Annotated in this window: 15 protein-coding genes and 1 tRNA gene; 7 read left to right on the forward strand and 9 right to left on the reverse strand. The window is 63.8% G+C overall.

Going from position 1 to position 18,827, the window contains the following annotated elements; all coding sequences use genetic code 11:
* Positions 1-289: 289 nt before the first annotated feature.
* From RJQ10_RS15200 to RJQ10_RS15220, 5 genes are all read right to left on the reverse strand, one after another.
* Positions 290-366: transfer RNA gene (locus tag RJQ10_RS15200), tRNA-Arg, on the reverse strand.
* Between the two features lie 67 nt (positions 367-433).
* Positions 434-1,444, reverse strand: coding sequence for a zinc-dependent alcohol dehydrogenase family protein (locus RJQ10_RS15205; RefSeq protein WP_350148105.1), 1,011 nt, complete (start codon positions 1,442-1,444; stop codon positions 434-436).
* Positions 1,445-1,481: 37 nt separating this feature from the next.
* Complete coding sequence (locus RJQ10_RS15210) at positions 1,482-1,913, reverse strand: DUF3429 domain-containing protein (protein ID WP_350148107.1); 432 nt, start codon at positions 1,911-1,913, stop codon at positions 1,482-1,484.
* Positions 1,914-1,926: 13 nt separating this feature from the next.
* Complete coding sequence (locus RJQ10_RS15215) at positions 1,927-2,469, reverse strand: DUF3833 domain-containing protein (RefSeq protein WP_350148109.1); 543 nt, start codon at positions 2,467-2,469, stop codon at positions 1,927-1,929.
* Between the two features lie 74 nt (positions 2,470-2,543).
* A complete protein-coding gene (locus RJQ10_RS15220) occupies positions 2,544-2,888 on the reverse strand; it encodes a hypothetical protein (protein WP_350148111.1) in 345 nt (114 codons plus the stop codon).
* 105 nt (positions 2,889-2,993) lie between these two features.
* On the opposite strand from RJQ10_RS15220, the gene RJQ10_RS15225 reads away from it, so the two are divergent.
* Entirely contained in the window at positions 2,994-4,076 is a 1,083-nt protein-coding gene (locus RJQ10_RS15225) for an NAD(P)H-dependent amine dehydrogenase family protein (protein ID WP_350148113.1), read from the forward strand.
* Between the two features lie 65 nt (positions 4,077-4,141).
* On the opposite strand, the gene RJQ10_RS15230 is transcribed toward RJQ10_RS15225, so the two are convergent.
* A complete protein-coding gene (locus RJQ10_RS15230; protein ID WP_350148115.1) occupies positions 4,142-5,566 on the reverse strand; it encodes a beta-helix domain-containing protein in 1,425 nt (474 codons plus the stop codon).
* A 60-nt stretch (positions 5,567-5,626) separates the two neighbouring features.
* Entirely contained in the window at positions 5,627-8,710 is a 3,084-nt protein-coding gene (locus RJQ10_RS15235) for a TonB-dependent receptor (protein WP_350148117.1), read from the reverse strand.
* A gap of 261 nt (positions 8,711-8,971) precedes the next feature.
* Between RJQ10_RS15235 and RJQ10_RS15240 the strand changes: the two genes are divergently transcribed.
* Positions 8,972-9,163, forward strand: coding sequence for a hypothetical protein (locus RJQ10_RS15240; RefSeq protein WP_350148119.1), 192 nt, complete (start codon positions 8,972-8,974; stop codon positions 9,161-9,163).
* Positions 9,164-9,188: 25 nt separating this feature from the next.
* A complete protein-coding gene (gene olsF, locus RJQ10_RS15245) occupies positions 9,189-10,937 on the forward strand; it encodes a bifunctional ornithine lipid synthase OlsF (protein ID WP_350148121.1) in 1,749 nt (582 codons plus the stop codon).
* Here the strand turns inward: olsF and RJQ10_RS15250 are convergent.
* Entirely contained in the window at positions 10,886-12,304 is a 1,419-nt protein-coding gene (locus tag RJQ10_RS15250) for a DsbA family protein (protein ID WP_350148124.1), read from the reverse strand. The two genes, olsF and RJQ10_RS15250, sit on opposite strands and share 52 nt — an antisense overlap.
* Positions 12,305-12,366: 62 nt before the next feature.
* On the opposite strand from RJQ10_RS15250, the gene RJQ10_RS15255 reads away from it, so the two are divergent.
* The 4 genes from RJQ10_RS15255 to rmf all read left to right on the forward strand — a co-directional run bounded on the left by RJQ10_RS15255 (position 12,367) and on the right by rmf (position 16,476).
* Positions 12,367-13,842 carry an FAD-linked oxidase C-terminal domain-containing protein gene (locus tag RJQ10_RS15255; protein ID WP_350148126.1) on the forward strand — a complete coding sequence of 492 codons (1,476 nt, stop codon included), beginning with the start codon at positions 12,367-12,369 and terminating at the stop codon, positions 13,840-13,842.
* A complete protein-coding gene (glcE, locus tag RJQ10_RS15260) occupies positions 13,835-14,893 on the forward strand; it encodes a glycolate oxidase subunit GlcE (protein ID WP_350148128.1) in 1,059 nt (352 codons plus the stop codon). Before RJQ10_RS15255 ends, glcE begins: the two co-directional genes overlap by 8 nt.
* An 8-nt stretch (positions 14,894-14,901) precedes the next feature.
* Positions 14,902-16,128, forward strand: a complete 1,227-nt coding sequence (gene glcF / locus RJQ10_RS15265) for a glycolate oxidase subunit GlcF (RefSeq protein ID WP_350148130.1) — start codon at positions 14,902-14,904, stop codon at positions 16,126-16,128.
* A gap of 144 nt (positions 16,129-16,272) precedes the next feature.
* A complete protein-coding gene (gene rmf / locus RJQ10_RS15270; RefSeq protein WP_350148132.1) occupies positions 16,273-16,476 on the forward strand; it encodes a ribosome modulation factor in 204 nt (67 codons plus the stop codon).
* Between the two features lie 55 nt (positions 16,477-16,531).
* Here the strand turns inward: rmf and RJQ10_RS15275 are convergent.
* Positions 16,532-18,827, reverse strand: a 2,296-nt coding sequence (locus RJQ10_RS15275) for an NAD-glutamate dehydrogenase domain-containing protein (RefSeq protein ID WP_350148134.1), incomplete at its 5' end; no start/stop codon positions are given.

Raw genomic sequence — 18,827 nt, forward strand, 5'->3', positions numbered from 1 at the left:
CTCGGGTAATCTCTGGGCCAATACTGCACAGGGTTGCGGCCAACGCAAGGGGAAACCCCGTCATCGTTCGTCGGGGTTTGTGGTTACACTGTAACCAAATTACTGCGGTTAAGTTATCACGGTTGGAGTGGCATTTAACACCATGGAACCAGACCCAGGGTCTGCTGGATCAAGTCCCCTGGCTCGCGATTATTGACTGGTGCGGAGTTCAGGCAAGTGAATTTCTATGTAGGTATTTATGTAGGTGTAAAAATTAAAATTATTTAAGTCATTGATTTATATGGTTATTTGGTGCCCCCGGCAGGACTCAAACCTGCGACCTACCCCTTAGGAGGGGGTCGCTCTATTCAACTGAGCTACGGGGGCACTGCGGGCGGGAGTATAGCAGCCATCCCCCGCCGATGGCACCTGGAAGGAGCCTGCAGGGCTAGTATCAGCCGCCGATATCGACGCAGATCTTGCCGAAATGCTGCTGAGATTCCTGGTGGCGGAAGGCGTCGGCGAGCTGTTCCAGGGGATAGCGGCTGTCGATCACCGGCTGGATGCCGCCGGCCTCGACCGCGGCAATCATGTCCAGCTGCTGGGCGCGGCTGCCGACGGTGATCCCGCTGATGCGCGCATTCTTCTGGAACAGTTCGGCCGTGGGGACTTCGCCAGACAGCCCGGTAAGCACGCCGATCATGCTGATGCAGCCATCGAAGGCAACGGCGCGCACGGATTGGGCCACGGTACCGGAACCGCCGACCTCAACCACCAGGTCCGCGCCGCGGCCGGCGGTAAGTTCCAGTACCCGTTTGCCCCAGGCGGGCGTCTCGCGGTAGTTGATCAGGTGCTCTGCGCCCAGGGCAGCCATGCGCTCCAGCTTGGCGTCGGAGGATGACGTGGCAATGACCCGGCAGCCCATCTGCCGCGCGAACTGCAGGGCGAACAGGGAAACCCCGCCGCTGCCCTGTACCAGCACCCAGTCGCCGGGTCGGAGATGCGTCTCCACGGCCAGCGCGCGCCAGGCGGTAAGGCCCGCGCAGGTCAGGGTCGCGGCCGCGGCAAAATCCATGCCTGCAGGCATACGGGTAAAGCCCTGGGCCGGCATGGTCACCGTCTCCGCAGCGAAGCCGTCAACGTTATCCCCTGGTACACCCAGGATTTTCCCGTGCCGGGGTCGGCCGTCCAGCCAGTTGGGAAAGAAGCAGCTGAGCACCTGGTCTCCAACCGCGAAGTCCGCGACCCCCTCGCCCACCGCGGTCACCACACCGGCGCCGTCGGACATGGGAATCCGACCGTCGTCGGTGGGTAGTAACCCGGTCACCACCAGATAATCGTGAAAGTTCAGCGAGCTGGCCCTGACCTGGACCTGGATCTCGCCGTGTCCCGGGGCGCGGGGTTCGACTTCGACCTGTGCCAGCCTGTCCAGGCCGCCGGGCCTGGGTACCGATATTGCGCGCATGGTTTGCTTCCTTGTTGTTGTGGGTTTTGCGCCCGGTTCAGGCCGTGCCGCGGGCAATGAGTCCCGCAATGTAAGCAATGTGCAGCGCGACCACAAGCAGGGTAAGTTGCAGCCGCAGTGAGGCGTACCAGCCGCTGCAACTGCCACTACTCCTCTCGTACCAGAGTGTCGCCAGATAGCCCAGGGCCAGCAGGGCCGCGGCAACGAGCGCCTGGGCGGTCAGAACACTGAACGCAGCAAAAATGACAACGCCATTGCTGACCACCAGCCTGAGCAGTTTGTCGGCGCCCTGCCGGTGCATGGCGCTGCCCCACAGACTGCCGGCGAGGAAACAGAGGATGGCGAGTGAATAAACGACAAAACCCTGCTGGGACAACGCGCGGGGGTAATCATGCAAAAGCCAGACACCCAGCGCAAAGAGCACGAATGGCGACAGGCCGGCGAAGCCAAGGCCCCTGATCGTCAACACCACCATCGCGATGCTATTGGTCGCCGCGTTTCTCGATCACCAGCAGGATTTCGCCCACCCGGATACCAAACTTTTTCATCGTGGACTCGTTGACCAGCATGGTGGGATTCACCAGATACATGCGATCATCAATGCGCAGGTCCAGGGTGCTATCGTTGTAGGGAATGCGCAGTACGTAGTCTAGAAACATGCTGTTGCCGGCGACGGTAATCTCCCCTTCTCCTACCACATCTCCGGCGGTACCGGTGTAGCGTCCCGCTCCCTGCGGGGTCAGCGTCCACACCCGCCGCTGCGGCTCTCCGTCATCGAAGATAAAATCCTCTTCCAGTGTGCCGACCCCGTCCTCCCAGTATGCTTTGATATCCGCGTTGAAGTAGCGTACCACCTTGCCCCCGCGGTCCTTGATCACGCCGTGGGCGGTCATCTGCCCCTGGAAGAACTCCTCCGGGACCAGCACTGGGCGATTGTCCGCGTAATCCTGCACAGTAACGGGAGTGCAGCCGATGACACTGACCACCAGGGCCAGAAACAGGTAGAGGATGGCGGGTTTAAGCATGGGCAGGGCTCGCAGCTACGGTGGGTGCACTTTACCTACGCAGCGTTGCCGGCGAAAGATCACCGGGCGGGCAATTAGAGGGTAAAGCTTACGCCCGTTACCCGGGTGCATGCCTGACTGTCGACAAAGCTGCGCAGGCGGGACTGGATGCCGGCGGCGTCCTGCTCGGGAATCCCGAACATCAGCCCGTCGAAATAGCCCAGCGCCTTGGCGTAGATGACATCGCCGTCCGCGGCATCGTATTCTTCCAGCACCTCGTCGGTCAGCGCGGCGTAATCGTCTTCACTCAGGTAACCGAGTGAATCCTGGGCCAGCACGCAGCTGAGACGCTTGGCGGCGGCAAAGTCATCCGGCCCCAGAGCGAGCGCCTGGACCTGGATCGAGGTAATCAGCAGCAGTGCAGTCACAAGTAAACGCATGGTACTCTCAGCAATCCTGAATCAGGGTGTCGATGGAGGCGAATAATAGAGCGCCTCTGTGACACTTGCATGACAACAATATGAAATCTCAGGGAGCAGAGGCCTATGAGCCTGCGGGTCATTGTCTGGGGCACCGGCAACGTCGGGCGCCCCGCCATCCGGGCAATTCTCACCCACCGGGAGCTCGAACTGACTGGTGTAATCGTCGCCAACCCGGACAAGGTCGGGGTCGATGTCGGCGTGCTGGCGGGGCTGTCGCCCATAGGCCTCGCCGCCACTGATGACTGGCGCTCGCTACTGGCTGCGGGCGCCGATGCGGTGGTCTACGCCGCAACGGCCGATACGCGCCCCGAAGCGGCCATGGCTGACCTGATCGCCAGCCTCAAAGCGGGGTGCAATGTAGTCGCCAGTGGGCTCTACCTGTTTCTGCATCCAGAAACGACTCTTCCGGACCTGCTTGCCCCGGTGCAGGCGGCCTGCGAACGGGGCAGCAGTTCCCTGTTCGTATCCGGAATCGATCCGGGCTGGGCCATGGACATGCTGCCAGCGCTGGTCAGTGGCACCAGCTCCGCCATCACCGAGATTCGCAGCCGGGAAATTTTCAACTATGCGCTCTATGACCAGCCCCGGGTGGTGCGCGATGTCATCGGCTTCGGCGGCTCCATGGACACCCTCCCCCTGATGCTCCACGATTTCGCAATCGAAATGGTGTGGGGGCCCATGGTGAGACTGGTGGGCGAGGCCCTCGGCTGTCCCGTCACCGGGCTTGAGATCAACGTCGAGCGGCAAGCACTGCAACGGGATATTCGCATTCCCACCATGGGCCTGTTCGAGACTGGCACGCAAGGGGCATTCAGGTTCGAAGTGTGCGGCGTGACCCCAGGCGAGGCCCGCTTTGTGCTGGAGCATATCACCCGCATTGACGATACCTGTGCCCCGGACTGGCCCTACCCGCCAGAGGGCCAGGGCTGCCACCAGGTCATCATCCGCGGCAATCCCACCGTCACCCTGAGCCTGCACGCCGAAGATGAGTACGAGATCGGCGCCGGCGGTGGCGGCAACGCCTCGGCGGCCTGCTGGCTGGTCAACGCCATTCCGGCAGTGTGCTCGGCGCAAGCCGGCGTTCTTACCATGCTGGACCTGCCGCGGATTGACGGCAGTGGGCAGCTGGGAACTCGCCTGCCGTGAAAGCAAAAAAACGCCGGCGCAGGGCCGGCGTTCAAGCGGGGTAATACGGTGGCGAGAAGGCGAGCCTACAGCGAACCTGTAACGGTCCAGCCTTCAAACCAGAGGCTGCTGGCGTTCGGGTCCACGGCGCCGGCGTAGTCTGTAGCATCGAAGAACGCAGGGTCGGCCACGCTTGTCGCGTAGGTTGCGTTGATGTTCTCGATATCGAGAACCCCAACCGAAGAGGACTCCGGCGCCTGCGAGGCGTAGTTCGCATCCAGTTGCACATCCGTCACCAGGGCCGGCAGCAGCACAGAGTCGCCGCTGACATCGCAATCCGCGATCACGTTGGTGTATACCAGCTCGGTACCCACCTGGGCCGCCCGCGATGCATCCACACAGGTGGTCTCACCGGCAAAGGCATCATCGTAGGTGAACACGGAGTGGTGGACGAAACCGCCGGACGTGGCCTTGAACACCGCCGCCGTTGCATTGGAACCGCCGCCGATGAACGTGGCGTTGGCAATGGTGGGGATGGAGAGGAAATCAAGGGTACCCTCTGTGTCGGCCTCGATAAGGTTGCCACTGGCCTCCGGGCCCTGGACGGCGAGCAGGTACTGGACATTGCCCTGCCAGCCCTCGTCCCAGTCTATGGAATCGTCCTGGTTGCCGGTGAGCACCAGATAACGGGTGTTGACCGTGCCGCCGTAATATTCGATACCGTCGTCGGCGTTGTTGTGGATCTGGATGTACTCCATCTCGGTGCCGGCGCCGACGCCAATCAGGGATATCCCGTTGATTTCATTGCCGGTCGCAAACTCGAAACCGCCCTCGGCCACTACGACGTAGCGCAACACGCCGCTGCTATCGTCCGGCGAATAACCGCCACCAAACCCGGATTCACCCTCTGAGTCAATGTTGCACGCGACCGCGCCCTGGTCGGCGGTCAAGCACTCGTTGTGGGGTGCGTAACCGTGCAGGATCAGGCCGCCCCACTCCCCTACACCGTCAAAACCGGCGCTGTCGGAGCTGAAGACAATCGGCGCATCCGCGGTACCCTCTGCCATGATTTTCGCGCCGCGGGTGATGATCAGGTTGGCAAAGCTGCCGGTCTGGCCCTTGATCTGGGTACCGGGCTGGATGCTGAGCGTGGCGTCTATCACCGCATCGCCGTTGGCGAGGATCCCTTCGTCAATCGACATTTCCTGGTTGCCATTGCCGACGGTGACCCGGGACTCCATGTACCAGACCTTGTCGCTGGTGAGCGTGCGGTCGACCAGGATGGTCGCCGGCAGCTGGCAGACATCGTTGCCATCGGCGTCCTTGGGACGGGCGGAGGACCAGTCCGGACAGGAGGATGTCGTGCCCGTATCGCCGCCGGTTGCCGGCGGGTTGGTCACGGTGGTCGGTGCGTCAATATTGATCGTGGCTTTGTCGCCCTCGGAACATCCGTAGAGGCTGCCGAGAGAGCTGAGCACCGCCGTTGCGATAGCCAATTTCTTCAGTTTCATAACTACTCCTGGGTTTTTTCGGTAAGTTGAATTTCCTGCTGCCCCACGGCGAGCTTCCGATCAGAACTGCCAATCGAATCCTGCTTTCACTTCCAGGCCACGTTTATACCTCTGGAACACATTGCCGCCCTGGGTGAACTCCACCTCTGCATCAAGTATGTTTTCCAGCTTGGCGCGGAAGGTAAAACTGTCCGACAGGGAGTAGCGATACACGATGTTCACATCCATACGCGGCTCCTGAATGATATCCGGCTGGCCCGATACGCCGACGTCGACAATCGTGTCGCCGCTCTGGTTGAGCAGAAGGGTCAGTTCGTGGCCCCGGGCAACGTCGTCATAGCCAAAAATCATGTTGAAGGTATATTCAGGCGCGCCCTGCAGTTCCCGCGTGCTGGCGTTCAGCAGTGTCACTTCGGAGTCGATGTAACTGGCATTGCCGGCGACAAAGAAACTGCGGGTAAAGGCGTCGTCCAGGGCAAAGTCCTTGCGCCCGTCTATTTCAATACCGAGGATTTCCGCGGATTCCGCATTCTGGAAAGTCCGCGAGTTGCCCGCCGTACCCGAAGCTGGCTGGACCACACGTTCGATCGGATCTTCCATATCCTTGTAGAACAGGGCCACGCTGATGGACTCCCGATCCGACCAGTACTTTTCCCAACGCAGATCGTAGTTGGTGACATCCGACACCCCGAGGGCGGGATTACCCCTTACCCGGAAGTTGAACTCCTTGTCGTAGAAGGTCGCGTTAGAGGTTTCCTTGAAGTCGGGCCGCGCTACTGTCTTCGACAGGCCAAAGCGCAACTGCTGATCATCAGTGATAAACCAGTTGAGGCTCAGCGATGGCAGTACCGAGTTTTCCTCCAGTACCGACTGCACTGGGCCCTGCTCACCGGAAAGGCCAAAGGTGTCGGTAATCTGCTCAAACTCTTCGTAGCGCACGCCGACGACGAGCTGGTATTTCAGGTTCCACAGCGCGTCGTAGGACAGGTACACGCTGTTCAGGTCCAGCTCCGCCTCGTAGCTGTCGCTGGGCAGGGTCTTGTCCTGGAAGGTAAAGCCGGTGCTCGCATCGCCGGTAATCGTGTCCTGGTTCACCACGTCGGAGACCAGGAGATTGGGCGCGCTGTCGTCTATGGCCAGGATGCCGCCGCCAAAACCGTAGGTCTCCGAATCGGAATCCCGCTCCCGGGTGATACCGTTAACCCCGAGCTCCAGTTTTGATTCCAGATTACCGTTGGAAAACAGGTACTCCAGATCGAGTGATGCATCCAGGTTGTCGTCTACCAGGTCGTCATAGCGCCGGGTCAGCTCGGGCACCTGCAGGTTGTAGATGCCGTCACTACCCTGCTGGTCAAAGCGCACCTCACGGCGATCGGGGGCGTAACGCTCGGCGCGGCTTGCTGTCGCCTGCCAGTCCAGGGTCCAGGCCTCGTCGGCACCGAGAATATGCTCCCCGGCCAGCTGTTGCGACAGGAACTGGCGCTCCTCCCACTCAATAGACCAGTTGATTGACGGATTCAGCTCGTCGCCGTCGAAACCGTTTTCCAGCCGGACCGATTCGCTGGTAACGCGGGAGGCGATGGTGTTGGAGGTGTAGCTGCTCTGGCCGACATTCAGGCCAATGGACAGCAGGCCGCTGGCGTCGACGTCATTGTCGAACTGCTCGAAGGTGAAGTCGTCGAGAACCCGCGATGCATTGACCCCGCCATAGGTCCTGCGCACACCGTCCTTGCGTATCCCGCGCTCGTTCTTGTAATTGCCGGCGAGGAAGTAGCCGAGTTCCGCGCCACCGAAGAGATCGAGGTCGAACACGTCGCCGTAGCTGAGCCCCAGGGACAGGTCCGGGGTTGCGGTTTCGGTGTCGTACTGGAAATTGCCGGTGATGGCATTGGCGCCCAGCTTGCCCAGCTCACGCTGCACTGCCGAGCCCAGGAACCCGGAATACTTGAGCGTCTCCGCGACAGCGTAGGCGATAGCCGGGCGCTGGCGCGCACCGTCATCCCAGCCGACAACATCGAAATCCCCACTGGCCGGATCGACCAGGGCGTCCCTGCCCGTGATGCCGTCGACAGCGCCCAGCTGGAAGCTGAGCTTGCCCGTTCTCTCATTGGGGAAGGTGCGGGTATTGATCTGCAGGTTGCCGCCAGTGCTCTCACCCGGCATGGAGGCGAGAAAGCTTTTGCGAATGTCCAGCTGCTCGACCATGCTGCTCGGAAACAGGTCCAGGGGCACACTGCGCTTGGTCGGGTTGGTGCTGGGCAGGGTGGCATTGTTGAGGGTGCTGCTTACATAGCGATCGCCGAGCCCGCGAATGAAGACAAACTGCCCGTCCTGCACCGTCACACTGGGCACACGGATCACGGACGCCGCCACATCCGTATCGCCAAAGCGCGCCAGCTGCTCGACATCCAGTGTGTTGACCACGTTGGTCGAATAGCGCTCGCTTTCCTGCAGGTCGCCCACGGGCATGCTGGCGATGACCGTCACTTCCTCGATCTGGGGCACACTGATACCCAGGTTGCGCTGCTGTGGGCGGCGCAGGCTGAAGTCGGAGCTCTTTTGCGCGTTGGCGATCACCCGGTAATCCGCAAGGCTCTGGCTGCCGAGCTCGGGGTGGGTGATGGTCAAGGTATAGACGCCGCGCGGCGCTTCCAGTGCGTAGCGGCCATCGGCACCGGTGACCGCGGAACGGGACACGGGGCCGCTGAGCTCCACAGTCGCGCCAGATACCGGCTGGCCCGCGGAACTGACCAGGCCCCGGACCGAGCCGGTCACGGCCCTTGCCAGCTGTGCGGCGGTCTCGGAGGTAAAGTAGGATTCCACCGTGGCAACCGGGGATTGCCCCTCCTCCAGACGAATGAAGACGTCAGCGAGCTGCCCCTCCGCAACGTTGAACCGAAAGCTGTGCAAGGTCTGCTCGCCATCAAGCACCTGGATGCTGTGCGCGCCGGGGGTCAGATCAAAGTAGACAGCGCCGCTGGCGTCGACCGGTTTGCTGTTCACTCCGTCGAGGACGATGGTCAGGCCGGGAGACAGGGCGCCATTCCTGGTCACCTGGACTACCAGTTCGTCCGCTGCCTGCACTGACAGGGTCGAACAGAGCAGAACTGCGGTGGCGCTCAAGCGAGAAAACAGTGGTTTCATTCGGGGGTCCCAATGGTCGGGTTGATTGATGCCCGGGCGCAGTCCTGATTCACTGCAGCCGCCGCTCACATTGGGGAGAAGCTTAAGGTTCGTTGATGACAGAAATGTGTTCGGTATGTGACGTTTTTATTGCACCACTACCCGTTCGCGACGGGCGCCTGCAGGTACCCGACGGTCAAGAAATCTTCACGACACTGTCGCTTGGCTGCAATATCAGCGCCGCAGGATGCTGCCTGTAATTCCTCAACCAGGAGCAGTGCCATGCAACACGATACACACTCGCACGATCTCAACCAGAAGGAACGGGCAAGGCAGGAAATAGATCGCCAGGTAGAGGCGTTTCTTAACAGCGGCGGCAGGATTTCCGTGGTTGACACCCGCGCTCAGCATCAACCGTCCGTCCAGGGCTATGCCTGGCGTGAATACGAAGAGGCCATCGGGCTGCTGAACTAGACACCCGCACCGGAGTAGCCCGGCCATGATAGACATCCACCAGGTCCTGGAAACCCGCTACCCTGCCCTGTTCCGGCAGCATCGGCGCATTGGTACCGTACTGGCCCGCTTCCTGGGCTATCTGTTCTACCAGACGCGATTTCGTCAGTTCGGACAGGACTACCCACACCTCCAGGGCTTCGATTTTGTGGAGGAAGCCCTGCGCTACTTCGACTTCACTCTGCGTATCCGCGACAACGAACGCTGCCGGATTCCGGCGAGCGGTCGCGTGGTGATCGCGGCCAATCATCCCATTGGGTCCCTCGATGGTCTGGCGCTGCTCAACCTCGTGCACAAGGTCCGACCCGATGTCAAAGTCGTTGCCAATGACCTGCTCACCGCGGTCAGTCCATTGCAAGCAGTGCTGTTACCAGTCACCAATATGGGCGGCAGTACACCGCGGCAAAATCTCCGACGGATTCATGATCATCTTGAGCAGGAAGGTGCGCTGATTATCTTCCCCGCAGGAGAAGTGTCCCGCTTCGGGGTAAAGGGCGTGAAGGACGGCGCCTGGCAGTCGGGCTTCGTGCGTATCGCAGCAGCGACCCGCGCACCGATACTGCCGGTGTATGTCGCCGGGCGCAACTCGCTGTTCTTTTACAGCATCTCGTTCCTGGCCAAACCATTGTCCACACTCTGGCTGGTGCGGGAGATGTTCAGGCAGAGCCACAATACCGTGGATGCCAGGGTCGGCCAACCGGTGCCCTGGGAGCATTACAGCGCGATGCAGCTACCGCCGGCGCAGCTGGCACAGCTGTTTCGCAAACACGTCTATCGCATAGCCCGCGACCGGCGCCCCATATTCCAGAGCATCGAGACCGTGGCCGCGCCGGAAAACCGGCTGCTGCTGCGACAGGAAATCAACGCCAGCGAATCCCTGGGGGCCACCCCGGATGGCAAACGGATACAGCTGTGTCGCATGGCCGAGGCGCCCTGCGTCATGCGCGAGATCGGGCGCCTGCGCGAACTGGCGTTCCGCGCCGTTGGCGAGGGCTCGGGGTTACCGCGCGATATTGACCGTTTCGATCGCGACTACCTGCAGCTGGTGCTCTGGGACCCGCAGGAACTGGAAATCGCAGGTGCCTATCGACTGGGCGATGCGCGTGCCCTGGTCGCCCGGGGCGGCATGACAGCACTGTATACCCACACACTGTTTGCCTTCGGGCCCGGGATGGCACCCTATCTACAGCAGGGTCTGGAATTGGGACGCAGCTTTGTCCAGCCGCGCTACCAGACCCGCCAGAGCCTGGACTACCTGTGGCTGGGAATTGGCGCGTTCCTGCGTCGCTACCCGTCCTATCGCTACCTGTTCGGCCCCGTCTCCATCAGCCGGCTGTACGGAGAGGAAGCCATCGGCCTGCTGGTTGACCACTACGCTTGCCACTATGCACATATGGCGCTGGACCTGAAGCCACGAACTCCATTTGTCCCAGCTGCGGGCCAGCGGACCTTGCATTCCGAAGTATCCAAGGACCGCGATGCGGAAGCGGACTTCAGGATTCTGCAGGATACCCTGGCCGAGCGCGGACTGCGGGTACCCACGCTGCTGAAGCACTACGCCCAGGTGGCGGAGCCGTCCGGCATCGCCATCACCGCCTTCAACGTGGACAGCAACTTCGGGCATTGCGTCGATGGTTTCGTGCTGGTGGATCTGGAGCGGATGAAGCCGCGCAAGCGACAGCGCTACCTCGAAAACGGAAACGCCGGCGGCAGCTCCTCTTCCGACACGGACTGATTGCGCGCCGCCAGGGTGCGCTGCAGCACCTCGGCGACCAGCCACAGCCGGTCCTGACCCCAGGTGGCCACGAGGGGACTACCGCGCTCATCCAGCAGCCGAAATGCCGGTACGCCCCAGCAGTTAAAGGCGTACATGGCCTGCCGGTTGGCCTCGAGCATATCCTCCCAACCCGGTTGGCCGAGTTGCCGGGATGCCGCGCTCCAGGATAGTCCGGCGCGCTCCGCAATCTTGCGCAGCACGCGGGAGCGAGCGGCACTGCGGCCTTCGAAAAAAGCCGCACGCAGAAAACTGCTCATCAGCTCGACCCGCTTGCCGGCGGCATCCGCCACCGGCAGCAGTGAGTAGCAGCGCCGTACCGGCTCCCCGATGGGATCGTAGAATCGCCCCAGCGGCACACCCAGGGCGCTGGCCTCACGCGCCGCGTCGCTGAAGATATACAGGCCCTTGTCGCGGGTAGCGGCCACGCCGCGCATAACCATCGGCAGGACCGGGCGCAGCTCCAGCTTGACCCCAACCTCCCTCGCCCAGGCCACCGCGGTGTCAAAGATCAATGCGGTATACGGGCTGCGCAGGGAAGCATAGAACTCCAGGGTCAGGGTAGCGCTGTCCCTGAGGGGGCCCGTGCGCAGCGGCGGACGGGGAAAGAGACAGGCGGCCAGCGGGCGTCGCAAGGCGTTGAGCGCCTGCAGACGCCGCTCCAGGTGGTACAGGCGGTCCACCCCCCAGTACCAGATTCCCCCGTAGTGAAACATGGCGCCGGAGTAATGATGCAAAGCCCTGCGCCGCGCTGCGCCAGCCTGCAGCAGGGCGTCCGCATCTGCATCCGTAGCCTCGCCATGCCGCTTCGCCAGCTCGTCCAGAGCCGCTGCATTACCGGTGAGTACCGCGCTGCTGAGGGCTTCCGCCGCCTCCACCCGCCCCCGCTCCGGGGTCGCGGTGAAAATGCGCTGTGCGCGCTGCAACAGGCTGCTCTCCGGCGCCACCAGCGGCGGGCAGGCCAGCCCGTAGCCCGGCGCCACCGCCTCGGCATCGGCCCGCGCCAGCGCGGCCAGCAGCTGTGGTTCCGGGGAGTTGGCGCCGCTGGGACCGGGCACCAGGTGCCAGCGCACATCGATTTCATAGCGGGCCAGCAGTGGGCCGATACACTGCGCGGCCAACAGGCTGTAGGGGTCGTCGAGCTGGTGAAAATACTCCACCACATGACGCTCGCCGCGGTCCAGCCGTTCCCGTTCCGACGTCTCTTCGAGTTCCCGCTGGCGCGCGGGATCGAGAACACGGTTGAGTATCCTCGAGGTTATCCAGCGCCGCAGCGGCGAGGGGTCCATCGTGGAGGCACCGTCCTGCTCCCTGAAAGTACGCGCCATGAGCCTGCTCCGCTGGCGAATGGGTTATGATTCAGCTTTGCCGGGCGAGGATAGCACGCAGCATGCACGGGTCACAGCCAGACACCACAGCGCCGCTGTTTGCGGTGGACCGGCAGCGCCTGCTGAGTGAGCTGCGCGCGGCAGCGCCGGAGCTGGAGCTGATTACCGATACGGAATCGCAGCGCCCCTACGAGTGTGATGCACTGACCCTGTACCGGCAGTTGCCCCTGGCCACTGTGCTGCCGACCACCGTGAGCGAGGTGCAGGCCGTACTCCGCGTGTGCCACCGACTGGCGGTACCGGTGGTCGCACGCGGCGCCGGCACCGGACTCTGCGCCGGGGCCATGCCGCACCCGGAGGGGGTCCTGCTGGTACTCAGCAAACTGGACCGCATTCTGGCCATCGACCCGGAAACACGCAGCGCCCGGGTCCAGCCCGGGGTAGCCAATCTCGCCATAACCCGGGCCGCTGCAGCGCACGGGCTCTACTATGCGCCCGACCCGTCCTCCCAGATCGCCTGCACTATCGGCGGCAACGTCGCGGAAAACTCCGGCGGGGTGCACTGCCTGAAGTACGGGCTGACCACGCACAACCTGCTGGCACTTACCATGCTGACGGTCGAGGGCGAGCAGGTGACCCTGGGCGGGACAGGTTTTGACGGTCCCGGCCTGGACCTGCTGGCGTTACTGACCGGTTCCGAGGGGCTGCTGGGCATCGTCGTGGAGATCACGGTAAAGCTGCTGCCGCAGCCGCCACTGGCCCGGGTGATCATGGCGGGCTTCGCCAGCGTGCGTGCCGCGGGAGACGCGGTGGGCGCGATCATCAGCGCCGGCATCGTCCCCGCCGGCCTGGAGATGATGGACCAGCTTGCGATCCGCGCCGCCGAGGACTTTGCCGGTGCCGGCTATCCCAGGGATGCCGCGGCCCTGCTGCTCTGTGAGCTGGACGGCACGCGCGAGGAAGTCGCGGAGCAGATCGTCAGGGTGCAGGATCTGCTGCAGCGGCAGGGAGCAAGCTCACTGCGCGTGTCTGCCGACGACAGAGAGCGCGCCCTGCTGTGGGCCGGCCGCAAGTCCGCCTTCCCCGCGGTAGGGCGGCTGGCGCCGGACTACTACTGCATGGATGGCACCATTCCCCGCGGCCAGGTGGCCCATGTCCTGGAAGAGATCAGCCGTCTTGCGACGGGCTACGGCCTCGCGGTCGCCAACGTGTTCCACGCCGGTGACGGCAACCTGCACCCGCTGATCCTGTTCGATGCCGCCAGCACTGAGCAGATCCACAAAGCCGAGGCCCTCGGGGCCGATATTCTCGAGCTCAGCGTACAGGTTGGCGGCTGCATTACCGGTGAACACGGCGTTGGCCTGGAAAAGCTGCGGCAGATGCCCAGCCAGTTCAGCACCGCCGAGCTGCACCAGCTGGAGGATATCAAGGCCGCGTTTGATCCCGCGCTGACCCTGAATCCCGGCAAGGGGATCCCCATTCTCAAGCGCTGCCAGGAATACCGCGCCCTGCCGCCCCGAGAGTATGGCCATGACTGACCTGGTCGAAGTACTGTGCGAAAGGGTCCGCAGCGCCCGGGAGACCGGTGCTGCGCTGAGCATTCGCGGCGGCGACAGCAAACGGCTGTGGCAGGGGCGGCCCTGCTCGGCGGACACGCTCGATGTCGCGTCACACCGGGGAGTCGTGGCTTACGAGCCCGGGGAGCTGGTGCTGGTAGCCCGGGCCGGCACCGCGATCAGCGAGCTGACCGGGATCCTCGCAGAGGAAGGCCAGGCGCTGGCCTTTGAGCCCCCCGCCTGCGGTGGCCGGGCGACCCTCGGCGGCACCCTCGCGACCAATTGCTCGGGCCCGGCGCGGCCCTGGAATGGCGCCGTGCGGGATGCGGTACTGGGCGTGCAACTGATCAATGGCCGCGGGGAGTGCCTGAACTTTGGCGGCAGAGTGATGAAGAATGTGGCGGGTTATGACGTGTCCAGACTGCAGGCCGGCGCGCTGGGCAGCCTGGGCGTCATCACCGAGGTCAGCCTCAAGGTCATGCCGCAACCGGAAGCCACGCATACGCTGGCACTGGAACTCGATGCGGAGCGCGCCCTGCAGCAGATGAGTCTCTGCGCGCGCGAACCGGCGCCACTCACCGGCGCCTGCTGGCTGGAGGGGCAACTGTTCCTGCGCCTGGCCGGGGCCGCCGCCGCGGTCGAGGCCACTGCGCGCCGCTGGGGTGGCGCCAGCGTGGCGCCGGCCGCTGCCCCCTGGCAGGCCCTGCGCGAGTTCGCCGCCGGAGCCCAGGCTGCGGCCGCGCCACTGTGGCGGGTGTCCGTTGCAGGCAATGCCCCGCTGCCACCGGGTATCGCACCCCTGCTCATCGACTGGGCCGGCGCGCTGCGCTGGTTCCCGGCAGAGGGCTTTGACGCCTGGCGCCATGCCAGCGAGCAAGGCGGCCACGCCGCCCTCTGGTGGCCCGCCGCTGACAGTGCCGCAGACACCGCGCAACCGCTGGCAGCGCCCCTGCAGGCATTGCACCAACGTCTCAAGATGGCCTTCGATCCCGAGCGGATCCTCAACCCGGGCCGCCTCTACAGCTGGCTCTAGGGACTACTATGCACACCGATCTGCACCCGCATTACCGAAACAACGCCGACGCCCGGCGCGCGAAGCAATTGCTCAGCGCCTGTGTCCATTGCGGCTTCTGCCTGGAAACCTGCCCCACCTACCTCGAAACCCGGGATGAACGGGACAGCCCACGGGGGCGCATCTACCTGATCCGCCAGCTGCTGGAAACCGGCTCAGCCTCGGCGACCACCAGCAACCACCTGGACCGCTGCCTCACTTGCCGCAGCTGCGAGACCACCTGTCCCTCCGGGGTCCAGTACGCGCAGCTCGCCGATATCGGGCAGCATCTGGCCGAGGGCGCCGCGCCCAGGCCCCGAATGCAGGCGGCCGTGCGGCGGGTGCTCCGCGCAGTTATCAGCCGGCCGACACTGTTCCGTTATTTGCTGCGCGTTGGGCAAACCCTGCGCCCGCTGCTTCCCGGCGCCCTGCGCCGGCAGATCCCGCTGCGGCAACAACGTCTACCCGTAGCTGGCTGGAGCGGCAAGCGCACTATGCTGGTGCTGGAGGGCTGCGTTCAGGCCGCTGCAACCCCCAACACCAACGATGCCGCACGCCGGGTCTGTGCCGCCCTCGGCATCACGCTGCAGGCGGCGCCACGAGCCGGCTGCTGCGGAGCGGTACAGCAGCACCTGGGCGGGTCTGAAGCTGCCCGCGACAACATGCGGCGGAATATTGATGCCTGGTGGCCGGCGATTGAAGCGGGGGCAGAGGCCATTGTCAGCACAGCCTCGGGCTGTGGCGCCATGCTGGCGGATTACGGCCGGCTGCTGGCGGACGACCCGCGGTACGCACCGCGCGCGGCCAGAGTGTCCGCCCTGGCCCGGGAACTGGGGGAGGTGTTGCTGGAAGAGGACCTGAGTGTACTCGCCCCGGAAACCGGCTGCGGCAAGGTCGCCATTCACACCCCCTGTTCCCTGCAGCACGCCCTGCGCCAGCCGGACCTGCTGCCAGGCCTGCTGGGGCGCGCCGGATTTACCCTGGCCCGGACCGAAGAGAGCCATATCTGCTGCGGATCCGCAGGCACCTATTCCCTGCTGCAGCCGGCGCTGAGCGAGCGCCTGCGACGGCGCAAGCAGGCCGCCCTGACGGTGGACACACCGGCCCTCATCGCTACCGCGAATATCGGCTGCCAGCTGCATCTCGCTGGAGCCACGGTTCCGGTGCTGCACTGGATCGAACTGCTGGATCCGGCCCGCAACCCCAGAAGCCAGTGATTCCGCCACCTCACACACTGGATCCCCGGTTTTGGTTATAAGCACCCGGGATTTTGTTCCAAATAGATAGTGGCCCGGGAGCGAACAGTCTGGTTACATGGAGTTGCGTCTCTCGACGCCAACTCATGAACGGAGGCTGTATCTATGAGAAGACAGAAACGCGACGCCAGTTCCAGGGCGTTTGACCGCGGTTATCGGGCCGGTGTTTCCGGTCGCAGTATCGATTTCTGCCCCCATGCCCAGGAGGAGCAGCGCCAGCAGTGGGTTTCCGGCTGGCGGGAAGGTCGTGTAGATCAATGGGATGGCCTGACCGGAGTGTCAGGGGTCCACAAAATGAGGGTTTCCTGAGTCCTCCCTCCCGAACGCAGCTGACTGGAATAACGGGCGCCGCTGGCGCCCGTTTTCATGTCCGCAGACTGCTCTGTGCGAGGTCCAGCAGTTCCCGGACCGCCACCGCAAACATCGCAAAATCCGGGGAATCCGTGGTATGCAACTCGGTCAACATGTCCTGCCAGCGGGACAGCAGCACTGACTGCTGCTCTTCCCAGGCCTCCAGGCAGGCGGCCAGGGTGCCAGTACCGTCGAGATAGCGCAGTGCGCCCACCGCCAGGGTCCGCTGCTGCCACTCCAGGTCTTCCAGGTAAGTATCCCTCGCCAGCGCCTGCCACTCGTTGTCCACCTTGCTGGCCAGGACCTGGCCACTGAACCAGTCCAGCTCAAGCCGCTCACCCAGCTCGAAGTAGAGTTCCGCAACCTGCAGCAGTGGCGCCTCAGTCTCCCGGGAAGCGTGAATAATGCCCAGCGCAGTGGACCCGTGCAGGGCAAAGGCCACCGCCGCGGCCAGCCCCACCTCGACCCCGGCCTCCTGCCAGCGCTCGGACAGTGCCTGGTACCGCTCCACGGCCCTGCCGCGCAACATCCGCGGCAGGGCCTCGCTGAGCTGGGCAACGCCTTCGCTGAATTCGGCAATGGTGCGCGTCGGCGCCAGCTCATGGCGCCGGTTGCGCAGCAGCCAGCGGCTGGCGCGCCGCACCAGGCGGATCAGGCAGTGCATCATTTCCTGCTGCACCACCGCATCGACCTGGTGGTCGAGTGCTTCCACCTGCTGCCAGAGCTCGTCCACCCGGTAAACCTTCATTATCGAGGTATAGGCCCGGGCGACGTCAGCCACCGAAGCCCCGGTGGCCCTGCGCATCCGGGGAATGAAGTTGAATCCCACCCGGTTGACGATATCGTTGGCGACCTGGGTGCACATGATCTCCCGCCGCAGGCGGTGTTCCGCCACGTCCTCCGGATACCGCTCCAGCAGGCGGGCCGGGAAGGCCGTGGTGACTGCCGCCGCCAGGTGCGGATCAATACCGAGATCGGAGGCGATGAGCTCCTCCTTGAGAATGGCCTTGCTGTACGACACCAGCACCGCCAGCTCGGGCCGGGTCAGGCCGTGGCCCTGCACCCGGCGGTCCGCCAGCTCCTGGTCGGTGGGAATGAACTCCAGCTGGCGGTTCAGCTTGCCCGCGGACTCCAGGTTGCTGATCAGGCGCCGGTATTCGCCATTGCGCTCAGTGGCCTCCAATTCCGCCAGGCTGATGGCCTGGGTCTGGCGATAGTTGTTCTGCAACACCAGCCGGGCCACGCTGTCGGTCATTTCCTCCAGCAAGCTGTCGCGCTGTTTGCCGGTGAGATCGCCGCGATGGACGATGGCGTTCAGCAGGATCTTGATATTTACCTCGTGGTCGGAACAGTCCACGCCGCCGGCATTGTCGATGAAGTCGGTGTTGGAGCGGCCGCCCTTGAGACTGTATTCCACCCGGGCCAGCTGGGTCATGCCCAGGTTGCCGCCCTCGCCGATCACCCGGCAGCGCAATTCGGCGGCATTTACCCGCACGGCATCGTTGGACTTGTCGCCCACATCGGTATGGGACTCGTTGCTGGCCTTGACGTAAGTGCCGATGCCGCCGTTCCAGAGCAGGTCTGTCCGCGCCCGCAGCAGGTGGGACACCAGTTCGTTGGGCGTCAGGTGATCGCTGTGGATATCAAAGCGCTCCCGCATCTGCGGGGAAATGGAGATGGACTTGGCCGCGCGCTCGAAAACCCCGCCGCCGGCGGATATCAGGCTGCGGTCGTAGTCCGCCCAGCTGGACCGCGGCAGCTCGAACAGGCGCTTGCGCTCGGCAAAGCTGCGGCCTGCATCCGGCTGCGGATCGACGAAAATGTGCTGGTGGTTAAAGGCCGCCAGCAGGCAGATATGCGGCGACAGCAGCATACCGTTGCCAAATACATCCCCGGCCATGTCACCAACGCCCACCACGGTGAAGTCCGTGGTCTGGACATCGGTGCCCATCTCGCGGAAATGACGCTGGACTGAAACCCAGGCACCGCGCGCGGTAATCGCCATCTTCTTGTGGTCGTAGCCGGCACTGCCGCCGGAAGCGAAGGCATCGCCGAGCCAGAAATCATATTCGCGGGACAGGGCGTTGGCGATATCAGAGAAAGTCGCGGTGCCCTTGTCTGCCGCCACCACCAGGTAGGGGTCCTCGTCGTCCTTGGCCACCACCAGCGGTGGCCGCACGATGCCGCTCTCGCTGCGATTGTCGGTGATGTCGAGCAGGCCGCGGACAAAAATCCGGTAGCAGGCAATACCCTCTTCCTGTACCTGGTCGCGACTCATGTCGGGGGTCAGGCATTTGGCGACAAAACCG

This window comes from Haliea sp. (assembly GCF_040222615.1).
GTDB lineage: Bacteria > Pseudomonadota > Gammaproteobacteria > Pseudomonadales > Halieaceae > Haliea.

Bases quoted from the DNA above. Each gene is read 5' to 3' on its own strand.
- RJQ10_RS15205 (WP_350148105.1), bottom strand. From the start codon at position 1,444: ATGCGCGCAATATCGGTACCCAGGCCCGGCGGCCTGGACAGGCTGGCA.
- RJQ10_RS15215 (WP_350148109.1), bottom strand. From the start codon at position 2,469: ATGCTTAAACCCGCCATCCTCTACCTGTTTCTGGCCCTGGTGGTCAGT.
- RJQ10_RS15220 (WP_350148111.1), bottom strand. From the start codon at position 2,888: ATGCGTTTACTTGTGACTGCACTGCTGCTGATTACCTCGATCCAGGTC.
- RJQ10_RS15225 (WP_350148113.1), top strand. From the start codon at position 2,994: ATGAGCCTGCGGGTCATTGTCTGGGGCACCGGCAACGTCGGGCGCCCC.
- RJQ10_RS15230 (WP_350148115.1), bottom strand. From the start codon at position 5,566: ATGAAACTGAAGAAATTGGCTATCGCAACGGCGGTGCTCAGCTCTCTC.
- RJQ10_RS15235 (WP_350148117.1), bottom strand. From the start codon at position 8,710: ATGAAACCACTGTTTTCTCGCTTGAGCGCCACCGCAGTTCTGCTCTGT.
- RJQ10_RS15240 (WP_350148119.1), top strand. From the start codon at position 8,972: ATGCAACACGATACACACTCGCACGATCTCAACCAGAAGGAACGGGCA.
- olsF (WP_350148121.1), top strand. From the start codon at position 9,189: ATGATAGACATCCACCAGGTCCTGGAAACCCGCTACCCTGCCCTGTTC.
- RJQ10_RS15250 (WP_350148124.1), bottom strand. From the start codon at position 12,304: ATGGCGCGTACTTTCAGGGAGCAGGACGGTGCCTCCACGATGGACCCC.
- RJQ10_RS15255 (WP_350148126.1), top strand. From the start codon at position 12,367: ATGCACGGGTCACAGCCAGACACCACAGCGCCGCTGTTTGCGGTGGAC.
- glcE (WP_350148128.1), top strand. From the start codon at position 13,835: ATGACTGACCTGGTCGAAGTACTGTGCGAAAGGGTCCGCAGCGCCCGG.
- glcF (WP_350148130.1), top strand. From the start codon at position 14,902: ATGCACACCGATCTGCACCCGCATTACCGAAACAACGCCGACGCCCGG.
- rmf (WP_350148132.1), top strand. From the start codon at position 16,273: ATGAGAAGACAGAAACGCGACGCCAGTTCCAGGGCGTTTGACCGCGGT.